The 19672-nt window shown below is 40.2% G+C and carries 18 protein-coding genes; 17 read left to right on the forward strand and 1 reads right to left on the reverse strand.

Annotation, left to right across the window (positions count from 1 at the left end; genetic code table 11):
- Positions 1–178: 178 nt before the first annotated feature.
- Positions 179–1681 carry a glutamine synthetase family protein gene (locus tag HMPREF1532_RS16380; protein ID WP_005931967.1) on the reverse strand — a complete coding sequence of 501 codons (1503 nt, stop codon included), beginning with the start codon at positions 1679–1681 and terminating at the stop codon, positions 179–181.
- Positions 1682–1928: 247 nt separating this feature from the next.
- Between HMPREF1532_RS16380 and HMPREF1532_RS16385 the strand changes: the two genes are divergently transcribed.
- The 17 genes from HMPREF1532_RS16385 to HMPREF1532_RS16465 all read left to right on the forward strand — a co-directional run bounded on the left by HMPREF1532_RS16385 (position 1929) and on the right by HMPREF1532_RS16465 (position 19556).
- Positions 1929–2648, forward strand: coding sequence for a DUF169 domain-containing protein (locus tag HMPREF1532_RS16385; RefSeq protein WP_005931970.1), 720 nt, complete (start codon positions 1929–1931; stop codon positions 2646–2648).
- 183 nt (positions 2649–2831) lie between these two features.
- Complete coding sequence (locus HMPREF1532_RS16390; RefSeq protein WP_005931972.1) at positions 2832–4028, forward strand: MFS transporter; 1197 nt, start codon at positions 2832–2834, stop codon at positions 4026–4028.
- 11 nt (positions 4029–4039) lie between these two features.
- A complete protein-coding gene (locus HMPREF1532_RS16395) occupies positions 4040–4702 on the forward strand; it encodes a SanA/YdcF family protein (protein WP_005931975.1) in 663 nt (220 codons plus the stop codon).
- 175 nt (positions 4703–4877) lie between these two features.
- On the forward strand, positions 4878–6410 hold the full coding sequence (locus tag HMPREF1532_RS16400; protein WP_005931978.1) for a sensor histidine kinase: 1533 nt from the start codon (positions 4878–4880) through the stop codon (positions 6408–6410).
- A 183-nt stretch (positions 6411–6593) separates the two neighbouring features.
- Positions 6594–7010: a DUF3788 family protein gene (locus HMPREF1532_RS16405; protein WP_025819051.1), complete on the forward strand. Its 417-nt coding sequence runs from the start codon at positions 6594–6596 to the stop codon at positions 7008–7010.
- 278 nt (positions 7011–7288) lie between these two features.
- Entirely contained in the window at positions 7289–7798 is a 510-nt protein-coding gene (locus tag HMPREF1532_RS16410; RefSeq protein WP_005931984.1) for a hypothetical protein, read from the forward strand.
- A 5-nt stretch (positions 7799–7803) separates the two neighbouring features.
- Positions 7804–8199: a phosphoribosyltransferase gene (locus HMPREF1532_RS16415; RefSeq protein WP_005931986.1), complete on the forward strand. Its 396-nt coding sequence runs from the start codon at positions 7804–7806 to the stop codon at positions 8197–8199.
- Positions 8200–8278: 79 nt separating this feature from the next.
- Positions 8279–9208: a DUF362 domain-containing protein gene (locus tag HMPREF1532_RS16420; RefSeq protein ID WP_005931989.1), complete on the forward strand. Its 930-nt coding sequence runs from the start codon at positions 8279–8281 to the stop codon at positions 9206–9208.
- Positions 9209–9212: 4 nt separating this feature from the next.
- Positions 9213–10730: a 4Fe-4S dicluster domain-containing protein gene (locus tag HMPREF1532_RS16425; protein ID WP_005931992.1), complete on the forward strand. Its 1518-nt coding sequence runs from the start codon at positions 9213–9215 to the stop codon at positions 10728–10730.
- 162 nt (positions 10731–10892) lie between these two features.
- Positions 10893–11711, forward strand: coding sequence for a patatin-like phospholipase family protein (locus HMPREF1532_RS16430; RefSeq protein WP_025819050.1), 819 nt, complete (start codon positions 10893–10895; stop codon positions 11709–11711).
- Positions 11693–12751 carry a Gfo/Idh/MocA family oxidoreductase gene (locus HMPREF1532_RS16435; RefSeq protein ID WP_005931998.1) on the forward strand — a complete coding sequence of 353 codons (1059 nt, stop codon included), beginning with the start codon at positions 11693–11695 and terminating at the stop codon, positions 12749–12751. Before HMPREF1532_RS16430 ends, HMPREF1532_RS16435 begins: the two co-directional genes overlap by 19 nt.
- A gap of 13 nt (positions 12752–12764) precedes the next feature.
- On the forward strand, positions 12765–14462 hold the full coding sequence (locus tag HMPREF1532_RS16440; protein WP_005932002.1) for an alpha-amylase family protein: 1698 nt from the start codon (positions 12765–12767) through the stop codon (positions 14460–14462).
- A 67-nt stretch (positions 14463–14529) separates the two neighbouring features.
- Positions 14530–15516 carry an aminodeoxychorismate synthase component I gene (locus HMPREF1532_RS16445; protein WP_005932004.1) on the forward strand — a complete coding sequence of 329 codons (987 nt, stop codon included), beginning with the start codon at positions 14530–14532 and terminating at the stop codon, positions 15514–15516.
- Positions 15500–16093: an aminotransferase class IV family protein gene (locus HMPREF1532_RS16450; RefSeq protein ID WP_005932006.1), complete on the forward strand. Its 594-nt coding sequence runs from the start codon at positions 15500–15502 to the stop codon at positions 16091–16093. The genes HMPREF1532_RS16445 and HMPREF1532_RS16450 overlap by 17 nt, the downstream gene beginning before the upstream one ends.
- Before the next feature lie 285 nt (positions 16094–16378).
- Positions 16379–17044, forward strand: a complete 666-nt coding sequence (locus tag HMPREF1532_RS16455; protein ID WP_025819049.1) for a DUF2461 domain-containing protein — start codon at positions 16379–16381, stop codon at positions 17042–17044.
- Positions 17045–17081: 37 nt separating this feature from the next.
- Entirely contained in the window at positions 17082–17528 is a 447-nt protein-coding gene (locus HMPREF1532_RS16460) for a NanQ anomerase/TabA/YiaL family protein (protein ID WP_005932010.1), read from the forward strand.
- Between the two features lie 15 nt (positions 17529–17543).
- Positions 17544–19556 carry an alpha amylase C-terminal domain-containing protein gene (locus tag HMPREF1532_RS16465; protein ID WP_005932012.1) on the forward strand — a complete coding sequence of 671 codons (2013 nt, stop codon included), beginning with the start codon at positions 17544–17546 and terminating at the stop codon, positions 19554–19556.
- The last annotated feature ends 116 nt before the right edge of the window (positions 19557–19672 follow it).

The following is a 19672-nucleotide window of genomic DNA, read 5'->3' on the forward strand; positions in this document are numbered from 1 at the left end:
CAAAGATAACGGACATAATGCTGTATATTATTAAACAAAAACATATTCTATATGTTTTTAAGTTCGAAAAGTAGATGACAAATCCGGGACGAATATTTGTAATATGTATAGAATAATATAAAAATATCCCGGTATTGCAAAAGTAGTACCGGGGTATTAGAGTCTATAAATTCTATGACTATCCGCAATGGAAATATTCTTCAACCAACTCCATCATTTCGATGGGTTTATCTTGAATATCGCTGCGTAGAGTGGCATCGTTATAAGTACGTAGTTTGGTAATGATACCATCTATCATGGCCGGACTGAATACATTGTATTTTTCGAAGAACGAGCGCTGCTTTTCAAGGCAATCGGCGGATGCGGCACAGCTATCCGGCAATTGGGCCAAAGTTTTTAGTTTGCCGGCATTTTCCTCCTTGTGTATATTGACATTTACATAAGTTTTTTCGGCTATTGCCAGTGCATCCTGTATCTCAAAACCATGGCGGCAAGCTACGGCCAGTCCGGCTATTAACTGATAGATATCTGCCGAACCGTCCGGTGAGCGCATTTCTACGGTTTGTTTTTGTGTGGTGTCATAATTGGCTGGACTTTCCAGCGGATTGGCCAACATACACATATCGGTCTTTGCCGACCACCCTAACGGTACTCTTACTAATACCGAACGATTGCGGTCACCCCAACAAATATTGGTAGGTGCTTCCTGATGTGGCACTAACCGGAAATAAGAAGTCGGATTCGTATTTCCAAAAGCAGTAATGGAAGGTGCCAATTCCATCATACCGGCAATGGCCTTGCGGGCTGTTTCGGACAATACACCGTCCTTTAGCATTTGGTTTTGTCCGTCTTTCATGATGCGCATATGGATATGCAGTCCGGAACCGGCTTTTCCTGTAGTAATTTTCGGTGCGAACGTAATGTTGTATCCATAAGAAAAAGCCAGATTACGAATCACCCATTTGGCAATCATCAATTGGTCGGCTGCTTCTTCGGCACGTACCGGAAGGAATTCTATTTCATTCTGTTCGTAGATCATGCCGTCCAGTGTAAAATTACCTACTTCAGAATGACCGTATTTTATTTGACCGCCTGTTTGTGCGATGTATGCCATACATTCCGTACGGAAATCATTGAATTTGGCATAAGGAGTCGATTCGTGATAGCCGCGCTGGTCGGTTGCCGGAAACATGTCTTCATCCTCTGATATGACATAATATTCCAATTCGCCCATTGCTTGAAACTCCATGCCGGTCACCTCTTTAAATGCTTTACAGGCTTTACTCAAGGTATATTCGGGAGAACTTTCCAATGGTTCGCCATCTTTATTAAAGAAAGAGCAAAGCATGGTTACGGTGGGTAATTCGGCAAACGGATCGACAAAAGCTGTCCGGAAACGGGGGATTACATATAAATCACTGCTGCCGGCTTCGATAAACGGGAACAGGCTGGAACCATCCACACGCTCGCCGCAAGTCAGAATTGCATCCAGATAGGCGGCATTGTTGATTGCAAAATTGAGTGTTTTCAATCGTCCGTCCGCAGCGGGATACATGAAGTTAACCATACGGATGTCGTTTTTTTGAATATACGTGATGATGTCTGCTTTCGTAAATTCGGAAGCCGGTTTTTGGAGAAAAGCCACTAACAAATGCGGGCTCATTACTAATTCCTGATTCATAATACGTCGGTTGTTTTTTATTATTACACGGTTAACGAGTTTATTTTGTACCAAAGATAACAAAAAGTTAGTAAAACAAATGGAATGCCCGGATAATTAAATGTAATTACTATACAAATATTAGTAATATGGCACTTGATTTTCTTTTTTCTTCTATTTAACTCCTGTTTATAAGGAAGTGTCATTCTTTATTTTATCTTTGCAGGAAATGCTTTTCTTTAATGTGGAACTTTTTAAAACTCGACTCATGGAAATAAAGACGTTTATAGCAAATTACAAAGCGGCTTTCGGAGAAAACACGGAGCTTCCTATTGTATTCTGGTACTCTGATACGCTCGAAAATCAAACAGAAAAGATAAACGGTTGCTTTTTCAAAGACATGAGAAAAGTAAGGGAAGGACATACGGTCAGTTTGAATGCCGATGTTATCGGATGTGGCGGCGGTAAATTCTATACAGGTTTTACCGATATGCCGGAACGTGTACCGACTTTTGTTTCTTTAAAAGAAAAATATAAAGAAACGCCGGAAATGGTAATTGAGTATATCGACCGGTTAGGGGTAACAAAAACAGAGAATCGTTATCTGCATTTTGCACGTATGGATAAAGTGGATTCTTTGGATCCTATTGAAGGTGTCTTGTTTCTGGCAACTCCCGATATACTTTCGGGATTGGTGACATGGGCCTGTTATGATAATAATTCGGAAGATGCTGTTGTCACACAATTCGGTTCCGGTTGCAGCGTTACAGTGACACAGACTATTCTGGAGAATCACAGGGGAGGCAGAAGAACTTTTATCGGTTTCTTTGATCCGTCTGTACGTCCTCATTTTGAGCCGGATATTTTAAGTTATACAGTGCCGATGTCCCGATTTAAGGAAATGTATCACACGATACGTAGTAGTTGCCTGTTCGACACACATGCTTGGGGAAAGATAAAGGAACGGATACAATTATCTGATAAATAATGTTTTATATACTATATTCATTGGAGAGAATAAGCAGATGTTTTTAGGTATCCTGTTTAGTATGAACTATTATGCTTGATCGGAAGAGGAGAAAATAATAGCGTTTTTGTTCGCTTAGACTATCTGTGTTTTGTACATTTGCAGCCGATTTTGCAAAACTAAGAATAACAAAAGGTTGTCAATATGATACAGAATCCGCAACGTCCAGTCAGTTCCATCGCTTTTCCTATACTTGTAGCATTGAGTATCTCTCATTGCCTGAATGATTTATTGCAATCTGTAATAACGGCGGTATATCCTCTGTTTAAAGACGATTTGGGCCTTAGTTTTGCTCAGATCGGACTGATTACACTGGTTTATCAGATGTCAGCTTCTGTTTTTCAACCGATTTTCGGACTTTTTTTTGATAAACGTCCAGTGGCATGGACACTTCCGGCAGGAATGCTTTTTACGATGACCGGTATGCTGAATCTCGCTTTTGCTTCTAATTTGCATTGGGTGCTCTTTTCTGTGTTCCTGATAGGTATCGGTTCTTCTGTGCTTCACCCGGAAGCCTCACGTATCACTTCATTGGCTTCGGGTGGCAGACGGGGACTTGCCCAGTCTTTGTTTCAAGTGGGCGGAAATCTGGGAGGCTCATTAGGACCTTTGTTGGTTGCTTTGTTAGTTGCTCCTTACGGACGTAGCCATATCTCTTTATTTGCCATTCTGTCATTGATTGCTATTTTAGTAATGATTCCTGTGTGCAGATGGTATAAAGGTTACTTAACTCGGATAAAAAGTGCTCCTGCAGCGATGAAACCGCATTTGGCAATGCCGTTGCCTATGAATAAAACAGTACTTTCCATTAGTATCCTGCTTGTTCTGATTTTTTCTAAATATATTTACATGGCAAGTCTCAACAGTTATTATACGTTCTATTTGATTCATAAGTTTGGGGTGAGCGTGCAGCAATCCCAGCTTTTTCTTTTTGTGTTCTTGATTGCTACGGCTGTCGGGACATTAGTCGGTGGCCCCATCGGTGATCGGATCGGACGGAAATATGTAATTTGGGTATCCATTCTCGGGACAGCTCCTTTTAGCATGCTGATGCCGCATGTGGAGCTTGCAGGTACGGTGATACTCAGTTTTTGCGTCGGTCTGATGCTTTCTTCCGCTTTTCCCGCTATCTTGCTATATGCACAAGAGTTGCTTCCTAATAAATTGGGGCTTATATCCGGGTTATTCTTTGGCTTTGCTTTTGGAATAGCCGGCATTGCTTCTGCCGTATTGGGAAATATGGCGGATAGGTTCGGGATTGAAGCTGTTTACAATGTTTGTGCATTTATGCCATTGTTAGGATTGGTCACTTGGTTTCTTCCTGATCTGAAAAAAGTATAAAAGAAAATGATATGAGAAGTCCGATAAAATTACTTAAACGGCGGAGAATAATAGAATGGGGTATTCCGAGTGGAATCATCCTGATAGTTGCTATTACGATTATTGCCAATTATACGGTGGAACATAAAACGGATACATTGATATACAAAGATGCCGCTACTATCCCCTGCAATAAAACGGGGCTTTTATTGGGTACTTCCAAAACCCTCCGTTCGGGTGCTCCCAATCAGTACTTTCAAAACAGGATACAGGCTGCTGTTGCTCTTTTTAAAGCCGGAAAGATAGAAACCGTTGTTATCAGTGGCGACAATAGTAGTGAGGGATACAATGAACCCGAAGATATGAAAAATGAACTGGTAAAAAGAGGGGTGGCTGAAGATAAGATTTATCTGGATTATGCCGGATTCAGGACATTGGATTCCGTAGTACGCATGGAAAAGATATTCGGACAACATCGTTTTACGGTTATATCACAGGATTTTCATAACCGTCGGGCCATATACATTGCACAGGCAAAAGGTTTGCAGGCTATTGGTTATAATGCGCAGGATGTGGATGCATATAGCGGATTCAAGACCCAACTTCGGGAGAAGTTTGCAAGAGTTAAACTGTTTATGGATTTATATACGAATAAGAGCCCGAAATTCTTGGGTGATCCTGTTATTATTAAATAAATATCCGAAACTGTTTTTTGTTCCCTGTAATAAAATAATGGGCCGTTTAAGGCAAAATTATCTTCTTAAAAACTTTTTAATCAGAGTTTTGTTCTAATTAATGCTATGCGATAAATAGGCTTTGGCAGTCCTACTATTATCGAGAAGGATAATTGATACAAAAATAAGCAAGATAATGAATAATGTAATTTTTGCAGACGCACATGAACATGCGATAAAAACGGTTCCGGAGATGATTTTAGTGTATAATAAACAAGCCACACTTTTGAATATTGTCAATCCTGGCGGTAACTTACCTTTCAATCCGGAGGGAATGGTCGGTAAGAAAATAGATGCTTTTCTTGATTGGGAAACAGGACGGGTATATATGAAACATTTCCAGAAAACAGTTTCGTCCGGGAAATCCGAGATATTCGAACTTAATATGGAAGAGAACGGCAATCAGCATTGCTATGAAATACAGATGTCTCTGATAGACAACGACCGGGTAATCGTTACGGCACGTGATCTTCCGGAAGAAAATGCGTCTCAACTGGAATTAAAAAGGGCACAGCTTTCATTAAGACAGGCAAAGGAAGAACTCGAAACGAGTAATTCGGTGCTTTCATCCGCTCTGAATATTGCCGGCGTACTTCCATGGAGTGCCGATTTTATAACTCATACTTTTTCTACCGACTATAACTTTTATCATCATGAAGATTCGCCGGGTCCTGACGGGCATGGAAGGTATAACATTTCTATAGATGAATACCTGAAAAAAATTCATCCTGATTTTCGTGAACGTATAACAAAGGTGTTTAGTGAGTTACGGGAAGGCAAGCGGACTGAATTTCATGAAATATATCAGATACATTGGTATAATGACCGTGAATATGAATGGGTACACAAACAGGGAACCGTATCCAGATATGATGCGAAAGGGCGTCCGGTTAGTATAATCGGTTCGGGAATGGTGATTACGAAACAGAAAGAAATGGAGCATTTTCTGCGGTTAGCCAAAGAACAGGCGGAGCAAAGCAATATGTTGAAATCTGCTTTTCTGGCTAATATGAGTCATGAAATCCGTACACCGCTTAATGTCATTGTCGGCTTTTCTGAACTACTGACAGAAACGGATGATCCGGAAGAAAAAAAAGAATATGCAGATATTATACTGAATAATAATGCCTTGTTGTTACAGCTTATCAGTGATATTCTCGATTTGTCGAAAATTGAAGCAGGCACGTTAGAGTTTACTTATTCTGAGATCGACTTGAATAGTCTATTGACGGAAGTAGCTCAGACAGCTCATCTAAAAGCAAACAATTCAGAACTGGATATTGCATTTACAGATCGTATATTCGAATGTGTTGTGCACAGTGATCGTAACCGTCTTCTACAAGTAGTACACAACTTTGTGAATAATGCCATTAAATTTACTCCTAAGGGCCATATTCATATAGGTTATAAATTGAAGGATTCCGGTGATCTTTACTTTTATGTGGAAGATACAGGATATGGTATACCGGCCGATAAAGTATCGGATGTCTTTGACCGTTTTGTCAAATTGAACAGTTTCATACAAGGAACCGGACTCGGGCTTTCCATATGTAAAACAATCATATCCCATTTAGGTGGAGAGATAGGTGTCAGTTCTCAAGAGGGTAAAGGTTCTACTTTTTGGTTTACTCTGCCGGCAGGAGGTATTGTAAGAATGCATGAAGACTAAGAAAAATAGCTTCGTATTCTTGATCTCAAAACTTTTTATAATATAGATTACAGATATACATACCATTATTACTGATTTAAGAGTAGTAATGGTACAAACAAAGAAAAAACTGTTATTTTTGTATCGGCATGGGATTGTATGGGATGTTTGCAGAATAAATATAGGGATACAAAACTGACAGATATGGAAATTTTAGCATTAAAAGACAAGCATGTTCTTCCGACACCGGAAGTCTTGAACAGTGTACTTCACGATAGCTATCCGGCTTTTGAAGAATGGGATAATGTACTCTCCGGATTGGATATAAAGCCGGAATGGAATTATTACAAAGATGGTAATGCATGGTTGTGTAAAATGATGTTCAAAAAGAAGAACTTGGGGTGGATCGGTGTTTTTGATGGTTATTTCAAAGTATCGTTCTATTTCACGGAGAAACATTTGAATGCTATTGTTGATTCTGACATCTCTGATACTATAAAGGAGGATTTTTATAATGCAAAACCCAGTGGAAGACTGTTGCCAATGACGGTTGCCGTTACGGATAAGGAAAAGCTGAAAGAGGTTTTGCCGGTATTGTTGTTTAAGAAAAACCTGAAATGATAATGTTTGCCCTTTATTAGTAAATGAAAAGGTGATTTAATGATGAGCCTATCAATATCCTCTCGTTCTTTATAAAAAACGTATCAATCTTATTGACTGATATATATCGGTCGGATTATGAAAGTAAATAATTGATATCTTTGTAATAACTGATTTTATTTTGCTGTGATTTAATGATATATTTGCTACATGATTTAATTCATAATCCGATTAAACCATTCCGGTGGAATGCAATCTTATATTTTATAACGCTACTAACCAAAAAACAAAAAATAAAAATGGAAACAACTGCTAAGCTTTATTCACTGAATTACAGTAATGTGAAAACGTACCTGTTTGCTTTGCTATTTGTGGCAGGCAATATTGTATTACCCCAATTATGTCATTTGATTCCGGCCGGAGGTCCTACCCTATTGCCTATTTACTTTTTTACACTGATAGCTTCTTATAAATATGGTTTTCGGGTCGGTTTGCTGACTGCTGTATTATCTCCGGTTATTAATCATTTATTATTTGCAATGCCTTCTGCTGCTGTACTTCCGATTCTTCTTATTAAATCCGTATTATTTGCCGGATCGTCTGCGTTGGCGGCTCGTTATGCAAAGAAAATTTCATTGCCGGCCATTCTTGTGGCGATACTTGCTTATCAAGTTGTAGGTACAGCTTTTGAATGGGTGATTGAAAGAAATTTTTGGATAGCTATACAAGATTTCCGTATGGGAGTTCCGGGGATGTTGATTCAGTGGTTCGGTGGTTATGCCTTACTAAGAGGAATTGCTAAAATATAACTGATATGGCAAGAACTTTTAATGAAGTGATGGATCGTTTTCGTTCTATCACTTTTGAAGATGAATTCGATATCATAGTAGCTATAGCCAATGGTGGGATTGTGCCGGCAGGTATTATTAATCAACGTCTGCAAAAAGAGGTTCATTTATTGAAGATAAACTTGCGGGATGAGTATCAGCATCCCAAATATGACCGGCCGAAGCTTTTGGCACCTATTGATTTCGATTTTAGAAATAAACGTATTCTTTTGGTTGATGACCGTATAAAAACCGGTTCTACAATAATGCTGGCTAAAGAACTGATGCAAGATGCCCGGATGATAAAGACTTTTGCCGTTAATGGGAATGCGGATTATGCTCTTTTTGATGAAACTTGTTTTAAATTTCCGTGGATAATTTGAATTTGTAAATCTTGAACATACCTATGTGATGCGAGCTTGCATTATTGGTTGTGGGTAATAATCATAGAAAATAAATAAGATGGACAGGAGGGATTTTCTAAAAACTGTAGCAGTTTCCGGTGCGGCAATGACGATACAACGTTCTGAAGCGATGGAGATATTGACGCAAGCTGTAAATAGCACGGGCAAGCCTGATCTTGTGGCTGTGATGGGTGATGAACCGGAGCTTATGTTTCAACGTGCCATTGCCGAATTAGGAGGGATGAAACAGTTTGTGAAGTCCGGTCAAAAGGTAGTTGTGAAACCCAATATTGGATGGGATAAAGTACCGGAATTAGCAGGAAATACGAATCCGAAACTGGTTGCAGAAATTGTAAAACAATGTTTTGCTGCCGGTGCGAAAGAGGTTACCGTATTCGATCATACTTGTGACGATTGGCAGAAGTGCTATAAAAATAGTGGTATCGAATCTGCCGCCAAAGCTGCCGGAGCCAAAGTAATGCCTGCCCATCTGGAGTCATATTATCGTCCGGTAGATTTGCCTAAGGGCAAAAATATGAAAAAGGCCAAAATACACGAAGCGATTCTGAATTGCGATGTATGGATTAATGTGCCTATTCTGAAAAATCATGGCGGTGCTAATCTGACCATTGCAATGAAGAATCACATGGGAATTGTATGGGACCGCGGTTATTTTCATCAGAACGATTTACAGCAATGTATTGCTGATATCTGTACCATGCAGAAGAAAGCGGTTCTGAATGTAGTCGATGCTTACCGTATTATGAAAACTAATGGTCCGCGCGGACGATCGGCTTCGGATGTAGTATTGGCAAAAGGGCTTTTTGTATCGCCGGATATTGTAGCAGTGGATACTGCCGCCGCAAAATTTTTTAATCAAGTGCGCGAAATGCCGCTCGATACGGTAGGTCACCTTGCCAAGGGAGAAGCATTGAAGGTGGGAACAATGAATCTGGATAAACTGAATGTAAAGAGAATCAAGCTATAACACCATGTTGAGAAAGATACGTATAGGTATATCAGTGGTGCTGTTTTCACTGATTACATTCTTTTTTCTGGATTTCGCAGGCATATTGCCTAATAGTTTTCATCGGTTGGCTCACCTGCAATTTATACCGGCACTTCTTTCTTTTAGTGTCGGTATACTTATATTCTTAATTCTATTGACATTGCTTTTCGGACGTTTCTATTGTTCTACCATTTGTCCGATGGGAATTTTTCAGGATATAGTGGCACGTGTATCGAAATCTGTAGGAAAGAAAAGGAAAAGATATGGTTATAGTCCGGCAAAAAATATTCTTCGATGGGTAATTGTAGGCGTTACGGTCCTTACATTTGCATGTGGCTTTACATTAATACTCGGATTGTTGGATCCTTATAGCGCATATGGTCGGATTGCGGTCAATGTATTTAAACCTGTATACATGTCCGGGAATAATTTGCTGGAATCTGTTTTTTCACGATTTGAAAATTATACTTTTTATCAGACCGATGCCTCTATTCTGAGTATGACCTCTTTTATGATAGCATTGGTCACTCTTGCGATTATAGGAATTCTGGCCTGGAAACATGGGCGCACATGGTGTAATACTATTTGTCCGGTAGGCACTGTCTTAGGGCTTTTGAGCCGTTTTTCTCTCTTCAAGGTTCGTATCGACAAAAATAAGTGCAATGGATGTGGTCTGTGTGCTACCAAATGTAAAGCTGCTTGTATCGACAGTAAAAAACATACAATCGACTATAGCCGTTGTGTAGATTGTTTTGATTGTCTGGAGTCTTGCAGCAAGCATGCGTTGGTTTATTCTCCTATTGTTTCAAAGAAGAAACAAGATACGGATACAGCTAAACGGCGTTTCCTGATGACTGGCGTAATGACAGCTGTTGCCGCTCCTAAAATTTTGGCTCAGATAAAAGAAACGACCGCTACATTGGGTGGTAAAAAGGCATATAAGAAAGAGAATCCGATCACTCCTCCGGGATCTGTCAGTCTTGAACACTTTCAGGCGCATTGTACTTCTTGTCACCTTTGCGTCAGTAAGTGTCCTTCGCATGTACTTAAACCGGCGTTAATGGAATATGGTTTGGAGGGAATGATGCAACCTACGGTTAGTTTTGAAAAAGGATTTTGCAATTTTGATTGTACCGTGTGCGGAGATGTGTGTCCCAACGGGGCTATAAAACCTTTGACCGTAGACGAAAAACATCTGACGCAAATGGGCCATGTGATTTTTATCGAAGAAAATTGTATTGTACATACTGATGGTACGAGTTGCGGGGCTTGTTCGGAGCACTGTCCTACGCAGGCGGTGGCAATGGTTCCTTACAAAGACGGACTTACCATTCCACAGGTAAACACGGAAATCTGTGTAGGTTGCGGCGGTTGTGAATATGTATGTCCTGCACGTCCGTTCCGTGCTATTTATATTGAAGGCAATCCGGTACAAAAAGAAGCTAAACCCTTTAAAGAAACGGAAACGGAAAAAATAGAAGTGGACGACTTCGGATTCTGATCGTACGCATTATAACAGATCTTTTCGGTTAGCACAGGCTTTTCTTTAAAAGTAAAGATGATCTGTACTAATCTGTGTAATTTGGGGTGAGTTTTTTGTCTATATCCGGTTCATCTTTGCAGAATTTTACTAATTTCGTGGCGAACAAGTAAAATGAAGTAAATGGAAGATGTAATGACGAATAATTGGGATCATCAAAAGTACCAGATCGGGTATGCACTCAGTGGCGGATTTATTAAAGGTTTTGCGCATCTGGGAGTAATGCAGGCTCTTCTGGAACATGACATCCGGCCGGATATCATTTCCGGTGTCAGTGCAGGAGCACTGGCAGGTGTGTTTTATGCCGACGGTAACGAACCTCATCGGGTTCTGGACTATTTTTCGGGGCATAAATTTCAGGATCTTACAAAAATGGTAATCCCTAAAGTCGGGCTGTTCGAACTGGGAGAATTTATAGATTTTCTGAAAAGTAATCTAAAAGCTCAGAAATTGGAAGAGCTACAAACTCCTCTTATTATTACTGCGACGGATTTGGATCACGGGCGAAGCATGCATTTTCGTAAAGGTAGTATTGCCGAAAGGGTGGCTGCTTCCTGTTGCATGCCTGTCATGTTCACTCCCGTTAAAATAAATGGCGTTCATTATGTAGATGGCGGAATATTAATGAACCTTCCGGTATCTCCTCTGCGGAAAGAGTGTGAGAAGGTTGTTGCAATCAATGTGAGTCCTTTGGAAGCAGAAAAATACAAGATGAATATTGTAAGTATCGCTATGCGTTCTTATCATTTTATGTTCCGTGCGAACACATTTCCGGAACGTGAGATATGTGATTTACTGATAGAACCCTATAATCTGAACGGATATAGTAACCGGGAACTGGAAAAGGCGGAAGAGATATTCGACCAGGGATATAAAACGGCGAATGAAATACTGGATAATCTGTTGCAGGAAAAAGGAAACGTATGGAAAGAATTAAAGTAGGGTTGGCAGCATATGGCATGTCGGGGCAAGTATTTCATGCTCCGTTTATTCATACAAATCCTCATTTCGAATTATCAAAGATAGTGGAACGTAGCAAGGAGCTCTCAAAAGAGCGTTATCCGTATGCTATGATTGTGCGAAGCTTTGAAGAATTGATACAAGATCCTGCTATCGAACTTGTTGTAGTGAACACTCCGGATGCTACGCATTATGAGTACGCCCGCATGGCTCTTGAGGCCGGAAAGCATGTGATTGTGGAGAAACCGTTTACATCTACTACAGCACAAGGTGAAGAACTGATTGCATTGGCGGCCGCAAAAGGATTAATGCTCAGTGTATATCAGAATCGCCGTTGGGATGCAGATTTTCTGACAGTACGGGAAATAATCTCCAATGGGCTGTTGGGCAGGTTGGTGGAATATGAATCGACTTTTGCACGCTACCGTAATTTTATCAAGCCCGATACGTGGAAGGAAACGGGTAACTCCGGCGGAGGCCTGACTTATAATCTCGGCTCTCATCTGATAGATCAGGCTGTCCTGTTGTTCGGTATGCCGGAAGCTGTTTTTGCCGATATAGATATTTTGCGTACCGATGGAAAAGTGGATGACTATTTTATGATCCGCTTTATTCGTCCGTCATTGGCGCCGGATGTAAAGGTGACATTGAAAGCCAGTTACTTGATGCGGGAAGCCGAACCACGATTTGTGCTTCATGGTACTCTCGGTTCTTTTGTAAAATGCGGGACCGACAAGCAGGAAGCGGCTTTACTTCGCGGCGAGATGCCTGACCAACCCTGTTGGGGAGAAGAAACGGAGGCTGAATTAGGATGGATACATACGGAGATCGACAGACAGGAGATCAGCCGGAGATATCCCGGTATCCCCGGTAATTATGGTGGATTTTACCAAAATATTTATGAGCATCTTCGTCTTGGAAAGCCATTGCAGACCGGTGCACATGATATATTAAATGTGATTCGCGTGATTGAAGCCGCTTACCGGAGCCAGCAGGAAAGAAAAATAATAGAGTTGAAATAAATTTTATATACACATGAGCGACGAAAAGAAAATGATAATCTATCAGGTGCTCCCCCGCCTGTTTGGAAACAATAATAACCACTGTGTCTATAACGGTGATATCACTGTAAATGGCTGTGGGAAAATGGCTGATTTTACAGCCAAAACATTGGAAGAGATTAAAAAACTGGGGACTACTCATATTTGGTATACCGGTATCATCGAGCATGCTACGCAAACTGATTATCGCCGGTATAACATCAGTCCGGATCATCCGGCTATCGTAAAGGGGAAAGCCGGATCACCTTATGCCATTAAAGATTATTATGATGTGGATCCCGATCTTGCTACGGATGTCCCCGGGCGAATGAAGGAATTTGAGAATCTGGTGAGCCGGACACATCGTGCCGGGCTAAAGGTCATTATCGATTTTGTCCCGAATCACGTAGCCCGTCAGTATCATTCGGACATGCAGCCGGACGGTACTGTGGAATTGGGAGCGAATGATGATCCCAACTACGCTTTCAGTCCATACAATAACTTCTACTATATTCCGCAATCGGAACTTCACGGCCAGTTCGACATGAAAGGAAGTGCTGCAGAGCCTTATCGGGAATCACCGGCCAAAGCTACCGGGAATAATCGTTTTGATGCCTATCCCAATATAAACGATTGGTATGAAACGATAAAGTTAAATTATGGAGTGGACTATCAGAATGGTGGTACTTGTTGTTTCTCTCCCATCCCGGATACTTGGATGAAGATGCTCGACATCCTTCTTTTCTGGGCTTCAAAACGTATAGACGGATTTCGCTGTGATATGGCAGAAATGGTGCCGGTGGAATTTTGGGAATGGGTGATTCCGCAGGTAAAGGAAAAATATCCCGACTTGTTGTTTATAGCGGAAGTTTATAATCCGGCCGAATATCAGAATTACCTGTTCCGTGGGAAATTCGATTATTTATATGATAAAGTGGGATTATATGATACCTTGCGTAATGTAGCGTGCGGTTATGATTCGGCTACTGCCATAACCCGCAGTTGGCAGCGATTGGGGGGTATTGAGAAGCGCATGCTTAATTTCCTTGAAAATCACGACGAACAACGTATCGCTTCGGATTTCTTTGCAAGTAACCCGCGCAAAGGTATTCCTGCTTTGATCGTATCTGCCTGCATGAATACGAATCCGATGATGATCTATTTCGGGCAGGAGTTTGGAGAACTGGGTATGGATACCGAGGGCTTTAGCGGCCGCGACGGACGTACTACCATTTTTGACTACTGGAGTGTTGACACTATACGGCGTTGGCGGAATGGTGGGAAATTTGACGGCAAAATGTTGACGGAAGAACAGAAACAATTGTATGCCGTTTACCGGAAAGTGCTCACTTTATGCAATGAAGAACAGGCTATAGCTCAAGGAGCCTTTTTTGATTTGATGTATGCTAATGAAAACGGATGGCGTTTCAATGAACACAAGCAATACACTTTCTTACGCAAACATGAGAAAGAACTGCTTTTTATAATTGTCAATTTCGACAATCAACCGGTAGATATTGCAATCAATGTACCGTCACATGCATTCGACTTTCTGCAAATCCCTCAGATGGATGTTTATGAGGCTACGGATATACTGACCGGAAAGAAAGAAAATATTTGTTTGCTTCCTTATAAAGCTACTGAAGTGTCATTAAGTGCGCATAGTGGAAAGATTCTGAAAATAACTTTATAAAATCAAGTGTTCAAAGAGTACGTATTTGGCGCCATCGTTAAATACGTACTTTTGTTTTTGATATCTTATGTTACAATCATATAATAAGGAACAAGCCATTCTACGAATAAACCGATTATCGGAACAAGGCAAAGAGTTTGTCTTTATCATTGATTATTTACAAGATTGTTCGTACATAGAAGAAACAAACCGATTGGATTCTTCGTTTGTCTTGTATAATCTGAATGGATTTACCAATCAGGATTCTATTTTCCCTCTTCGTAAAACTGCCGTGCAATGGAATATCGATTTCCCACCTTTCGACCAATATAAGCCATCTTTCGATTATGTTCTGGAAAATATCCGGGGTGGCAACAGCTTTCTCACTAATCTGACTTACCGGACTCCGGTCACGACCAATCTAAGTTTGAAGGAGATTTTTTATCACTCAAAAGCGATGTATAAGCTATGGTTGAAAGATGCTTTTGTGGTATTTTCTCCGGAAATTTTTGTGCGGATAAAAGGGCGGAAAATCTATTCTTATCCGATGAAAGGCACTATAGATGCTTCTCTTCCGTCTGCATACAATCAATTGATGAACGATCCGAAAGAAACGGCGGAACACGCTACGATTGTAGATCTGATACGAAATGATCTGAGCATGGTGGCGGAACAAGTTTCCGTGACGCGTTATCGTTATGCTGATATCCTGCAAACCAACTCCGGTTCTATTTTGCAGACCAGTTCGGAAATCTGCGGTATCCTTCCCGATGATTATCGGACGCGGTTAGGGGATATCATCTTTAAATTGTTGCCGGCCGGTTCTATCACAGGTGCTCCTAAGTTGAAAACAATGGATATTATAGCTCATGCTGAGAACTATAAAAGAGGTTTTTATACAGGAATTTCCGGATATTTTGATGGTAATAATCTTGACAGTGCTGTAATGATACGCTTTATCGAACAGCAAGGAGACAAACTTTATTTTAAAAGTGGTGGAGGAATAACTTGTAGAAGTAATCCGGAAAGTGAATATAATGAAATGAAACAGAAAATTTATGTGCCCATTTATTGAAAGTATACGGATAGAGAACGGAGTAATATATAATCTGCCTTATCACAATGAAAGGCTAAACCGTACCAGAAATGTCTTTTGGAAAGATTGTGCACCGATAAATCTTATTGATTACATCCGGATGCCGCATGAGAAAGGGATAGTGAAGTGCAGAATCGTATACGAGAAAGAGATTAAGGAAATTGTGTATGCCCCCTACTCTATGCGTGAGATTGATACACTCCGTATTGTTTACTCTGATGGGATAAACTATACTTATAAAAGTACTGATCGTGAAGAACTGAATCGGCTATATGTGGGAAGAGGAGATGCCGATGACGTTCTGATTGTCAGAAACGAACTCATTACCGATACTTCCATCGCTAATGTCGCTTTTTATGATGGGTGTGAGTGGCATACTCCTCAGACACCATTGCTCAAAGGGACTCAAAGAGCTTTTTTATTGGACAGACAAATTATAAAGGAAAAAGAGATAACATTGAAACAACTTTTTACCTATTCGAGAATTACCCTGTTCAATGCTATGATTGAGTTTGGGCAGATTGAATTTCCTGTGAAGAAGCACATTATTGTATAACTATTATTAACAACAAAATAGATTCCGTACCCGAACAAAAGTCTCGGAAGGCGTGTTATATAGATGTGTTTTTCATAGTATTAGATATAAGATTAATTAAAAGAGATTGTACCGGCTTGTGATAAGTAAGTACGTCAGAAACAGAAGAGTCTGTTTTTTTGATAAATGTGTAAAAGCATCGACTTTGAGAAGTCGGTGCTTTTTTGCTGTGTTTTTGTTGCATTCTTTAGTTAGTTACAAATAAAATTCGTACGTTTGTAGAATAAAAAATAGAAAAGAATGACAATGAATATACCTGTTATCTTTCAATTTTTAAAAGATCTCGCTGCTAACAACAACCGGGAGTGGTTTAATGAGCACCGTGATGAGTATGAAACCGCCCGTTTGGAGTTCGACAAACTTTTGGCTGCTGTAATTTCCCGTATTGCCCTTTTTGATGAAAGTATCAGAGGTATACAACCCAAAGATTGTACCTACCGCATTTATAGGGATACCCGTTTTTCATTGGATAAAACTCCGTACAAAGTTCATTTTGGCGGATATATCAATGCCAAGGGGAAAAAGTCTGATCATTGTGGATATTATGTGCACATTCAGAACGATGCATGTATGTTGGCAGGTGGAAGCCTTTGCCTGCCTTCCAATATCTTGAAAGCAGTACGTCAGTCTATTTATGACAATGTAGATGAGTACGTTTCTATTGTGGAAGATCCTGAATTTAAAAAATATTTTCCTGTTGTGGGAGAAGACTTTTTGAAAACCGCTCCCAAAGGTTTTCCAAAAGATTTTAAGTATATCGATTACCTGAAGTGTAAAGAATATACCTGCTCTTATAACGTTTCTGATGATTTCTTTCTGGAGCCTGATTTTTTGGATAAGACAGAAGATGTATTTCGACAGTTCAAACGTTTTGCTGATTTTATTAACTACACAATAGACGATTTCGAATAGTACTTAATCATAAATAATAACTAAAACTTTTTCAATTATGGTAGTAGATACATTAGAAAACTTAGAAAAATACGCGTCACTGAATCCTTTGTTTGCACAAGCTATCGAGTTTTTAAAATCTCATGATCTTCATGCAATGGAGGTAGGTAAAACGGAATTGAATGGTAAAGATCTGGTTATTAATATAGCCCAGACTACTCCGAAAACAAAGGAACAAGCCAAATTGGAAACTCATAATGAATTTATCGATATTCAGGTTCCTCTTTCAGGAACAGAGATAATGGGATATACACCGGGTAAAGATTGTGTGCCGGCTGATGCTCCCTATAGTGCCGAGAAAGATATTACTTTCTTTGAAGGGCTGGCCGAAACATACATTGCTGTCAAACCGGGTATGTTTGCCATCTTCTTTCCGCAGGACGGACATGCTCCGGGTATCAGTCCCGACGGTGTAAAGAAAGTGATTGTTAAAGTGAAAGCATAATCAAATGATCCTGATATGGAAAAGACACTGAATCTTATTAAAAATGACCCTTGGCTGGAACCTTATACAGAGGCCATCACAGGAAGGCATGAATATGCCATGTATAAAGAGGCCGAACTGACAAATGGTGGAAAACAGACTTTATCGGACTTTGCTTCGGGATATTTGTATTTCGGTTTGCATCGTACAGATAAAGGATGGACTTTCCGCGAATGGGCACCCAATGCAACCCATATTTATATGGTTGGTACATTTAATAATTGGGAAGAAAAAGAGAAGTATAGCCTGAAACGTCTGGAAAATGGCAATTGGGAAATCAATTTGCCTGCAGATGCCATTCAGCACGGTGATCTTTATAAATTGGTTGTATATTGGGAAGGCGGACAAGGAGAACGTATTCCTGCTTGGGCTACGCGAGTGGTTCAAGATGAAAACACAAAGATCTTCAGTGCACAGGTTTGGAATCCGGAAAAGCCTTTTAAGTTTAAGAAAAAAACATTTAAACCTTCTACTAATCCTTTGTTGATTTACGAATGTCATATCGGCATGGCCCAGCAAGAAGAGAAGGTTGGTACTTACAATGAGTTTCGTGAAAAGATACTTCCCCGTATAGCCAAAGCCGGTTATAACTGTATTCAGATCATGGCTATCCAAGAGCATCCGTACTATGGAAGTTTCGGTTATCATGTTTCCAGCTTTTTTGCCGCTTCTTCCCGTTTCGGTACACCCGACGAGCTTAAGCAACTTATCGATACAGCTCATGGTTTGGGGATTGCCGTTATCATGGATATTGTCCATTCTCACGCAGTGAAAAATGAGGTAGAGGGTTTAGGGAATTTTGCCGGTGATCCTAATCAATATTTCTATCCAGGAGCACGCCGGGAACATCCGGCTTGGGATTCTTTATGCTTTGATTATGGCAAGAATGAAGTGATACATTTTTTGTTATCCAACTGTAAGTATTGGCTGGAAGAATATCAGTTTGACGGTTTCCGTTTCGACGGCGTAACTTCCATGTTGTATTATAGCCATGGGCTGGGTGAAGCTTTTATGAATTACGGTGACTATTTCAATGGTCATGAGGATGATAATGCCATTTGTTATCTGACGTTGGCTAACGATCTGATTCATCAGGTGAATCCCAAAGCAATTACCATTGCGGAAGAGGTATCCGGGATGCCGGGATTGGCTGCAAAGGTAGAAGATGGCGGTTATGGCTTTGATTATCGTATGGCCATGAACATTCCAGACTATTGGATTAAGACGATAAAGGAGAAAATTGACGAAGATTGGAAACCATCCAGTATGTTCTGGGAAGTAACAAATCGTCGTCGGGATGAGAAAACGATCTCTTATGCCGAGAGTCACGATCAGGCATTGGTCGGAGATAAGACGATCATTTTCCGTTTGATTGATGCCGACATGTATTGGCATATGCAGAAAGGAGATGAGAATTATACGGTAAATCGCGGTATTGCTCTTCATAAAATGATTCGTATGCTTACTGCTACCACTATCAATGGCGGTTATCTGAACTTTATGGGAAATGAATTCGGGCATCCCGAATGGATTGACTTCCCGCGTGAAGGTAATGGCTGGTCATGTAAATATGCCCGTCGTCAGTGGGATTTGGTAGATAATAAGAATCTGACTTATCATTATATGGCTGACTTCGACGAAAGTATGTTGAAAGTTATCAAAACTGTAAAAGATTTCCAAGCTACCCCGATACAGGAAATTTGGCACAACGATGGTGACCAGATATTAGCATATCAGCGTAAAGACCTTATTTTTGTGTTCAATTTCAATCCTAAACAATCATTTACGGATTACGGTTTTTTGGTTGCACCGGGGGCATATGAGGTTATTTTGAATACAGATGACGTTTTATATGGCGGTAACGGACTTACAGACGATACAATCACTCATTTTACTATATCGGATCCTTTGTATGAGAAAGAGAAGAAAGAGTGGTTGAAACTTTATATTCCGGCACGTACAGCAATGGTGTTGCGGAAGAAGAAATAAAAAAAACATAGTTGGTAACAATTAGGAAGTATGGCAGTAGGAGATTTTTCTATTGCCATATTTTTTATCTTAATGTAAGTGCTATAGTATAAAAAAACCGCCTTCCATTAAAGAAA

The organism is Bacteroides salyersiae WAL 10018 = DSM 18765 = JCM 12988, from assembly GCF_000381365.1.
GTDB lineage: Bacteria > Bacteroidota > Bacteroidia > Bacteroidales > Bacteroidaceae > Bacteroides > Bacteroides salyersiae.

What these genes read in the sequence shown, in the direction of transcription:
- HMPREF1532_RS16380 (WP_005931967.1), bottom strand. Translation starts at nt 1,681, where the DNA reads ATGAATCAGGAATTAGTAATGAGCCCGCATTTGTTAGTGGCTTTTCTC.
- HMPREF1532_RS16385 (WP_005931970.1), top strand. Translation starts at nt 1,929, where the DNA reads ATGGAAATAAAGACGTTTATAGCAAATTACAAAGCGGCTTTCGGAGAA.
- HMPREF1532_RS16390 (WP_005931972.1), top strand. Translation starts at nt 2,832, where the DNA reads ATGATACAGAATCCGCAACGTCCAGTCAGTTCCATCGCTTTTCCTATA.
- HMPREF1532_RS16395 (WP_005931975.1), top strand. Translation starts at nt 4,040, where the DNA reads ATGAGAAGTCCGATAAAATTACTTAAACGGCGGAGAATAATAGAATGG.
- HMPREF1532_RS16400 (WP_005931978.1), top strand. Translation starts at nt 4,878, where the DNA reads ATGAATAATGTAATTTTTGCAGACGCACATGAACATGCGATAAAAACG.
- HMPREF1532_RS16405 (WP_025819051.1), top strand. Translation starts at nt 6,594, where the DNA reads ATGGAAATTTTAGCATTAAAAGACAAGCATGTTCTTCCGACACCGGAA.
- HMPREF1532_RS16410 (WP_005931984.1), top strand. Translation starts at nt 7,289, where the DNA reads ATGGAAACAACTGCTAAGCTTTATTCACTGAATTACAGTAATGTGAAA.
- HMPREF1532_RS16415 (WP_005931986.1), top strand. Translation starts at nt 7,804, where the DNA reads ATGGCAAGAACTTTTAATGAAGTGATGGATCGTTTTCGTTCTATCACT.
- HMPREF1532_RS16420 (WP_005931989.1), top strand. Translation starts at nt 8,279, where the DNA reads ATGGACAGGAGGGATTTTCTAAAAACTGTAGCAGTTTCCGGTGCGGCA.
- HMPREF1532_RS16425 (WP_005931992.1), top strand. Translation starts at nt 9,213, where the DNA reads ATGTTGAGAAAGATACGTATAGGTATATCAGTGGTGCTGTTTTCACTG.
- HMPREF1532_RS16430 (WP_025819050.1), top strand. Translation starts at nt 10,893, where the DNA reads ATGGAAGATGTAATGACGAATAATTGGGATCATCAAAAGTACCAGATC.
- HMPREF1532_RS16435 (WP_005931998.1), top strand. Translation starts at nt 11,693, where the DNA reads ATGGAAAGAATTAAAGTAGGGTTGGCAGCATATGGCATGTCGGGGCAA.
- HMPREF1532_RS16440 (WP_005932002.1), top strand. Translation starts at nt 12,765, where the DNA reads ATGAGCGACGAAAAGAAAATGATAATCTATCAGGTGCTCCCCCGCCTG.
- HMPREF1532_RS16445 (WP_005932004.1), top strand. Translation starts at nt 14,530, where the DNA reads ATGTTACAATCATATAATAAGGAACAAGCCATTCTACGAATAAACCGA.
- HMPREF1532_RS16450 (WP_005932006.1), top strand. Translation starts at nt 15,500, where the DNA reads ATGTGCCCATTTATTGAAAGTATACGGATAGAGAACGGAGTAATATAT.
- HMPREF1532_RS16455 (WP_025819049.1), top strand. Translation starts at nt 16,379, where the DNA reads ATGAATATACCTGTTATCTTTCAATTTTTAAAAGATCTCGCTGCTAAC.
- HMPREF1532_RS16460 (WP_005932010.1), top strand. Translation starts at nt 17,082, where the DNA reads ATGGTAGTAGATACATTAGAAAACTTAGAAAAATACGCGTCACTGAAT.
- HMPREF1532_RS16465 (WP_005932012.1), top strand. Translation starts at nt 17,544, where the DNA reads ATGGAAAAGACACTGAATCTTATTAAAAATGACCCTTGGCTGGAACCT.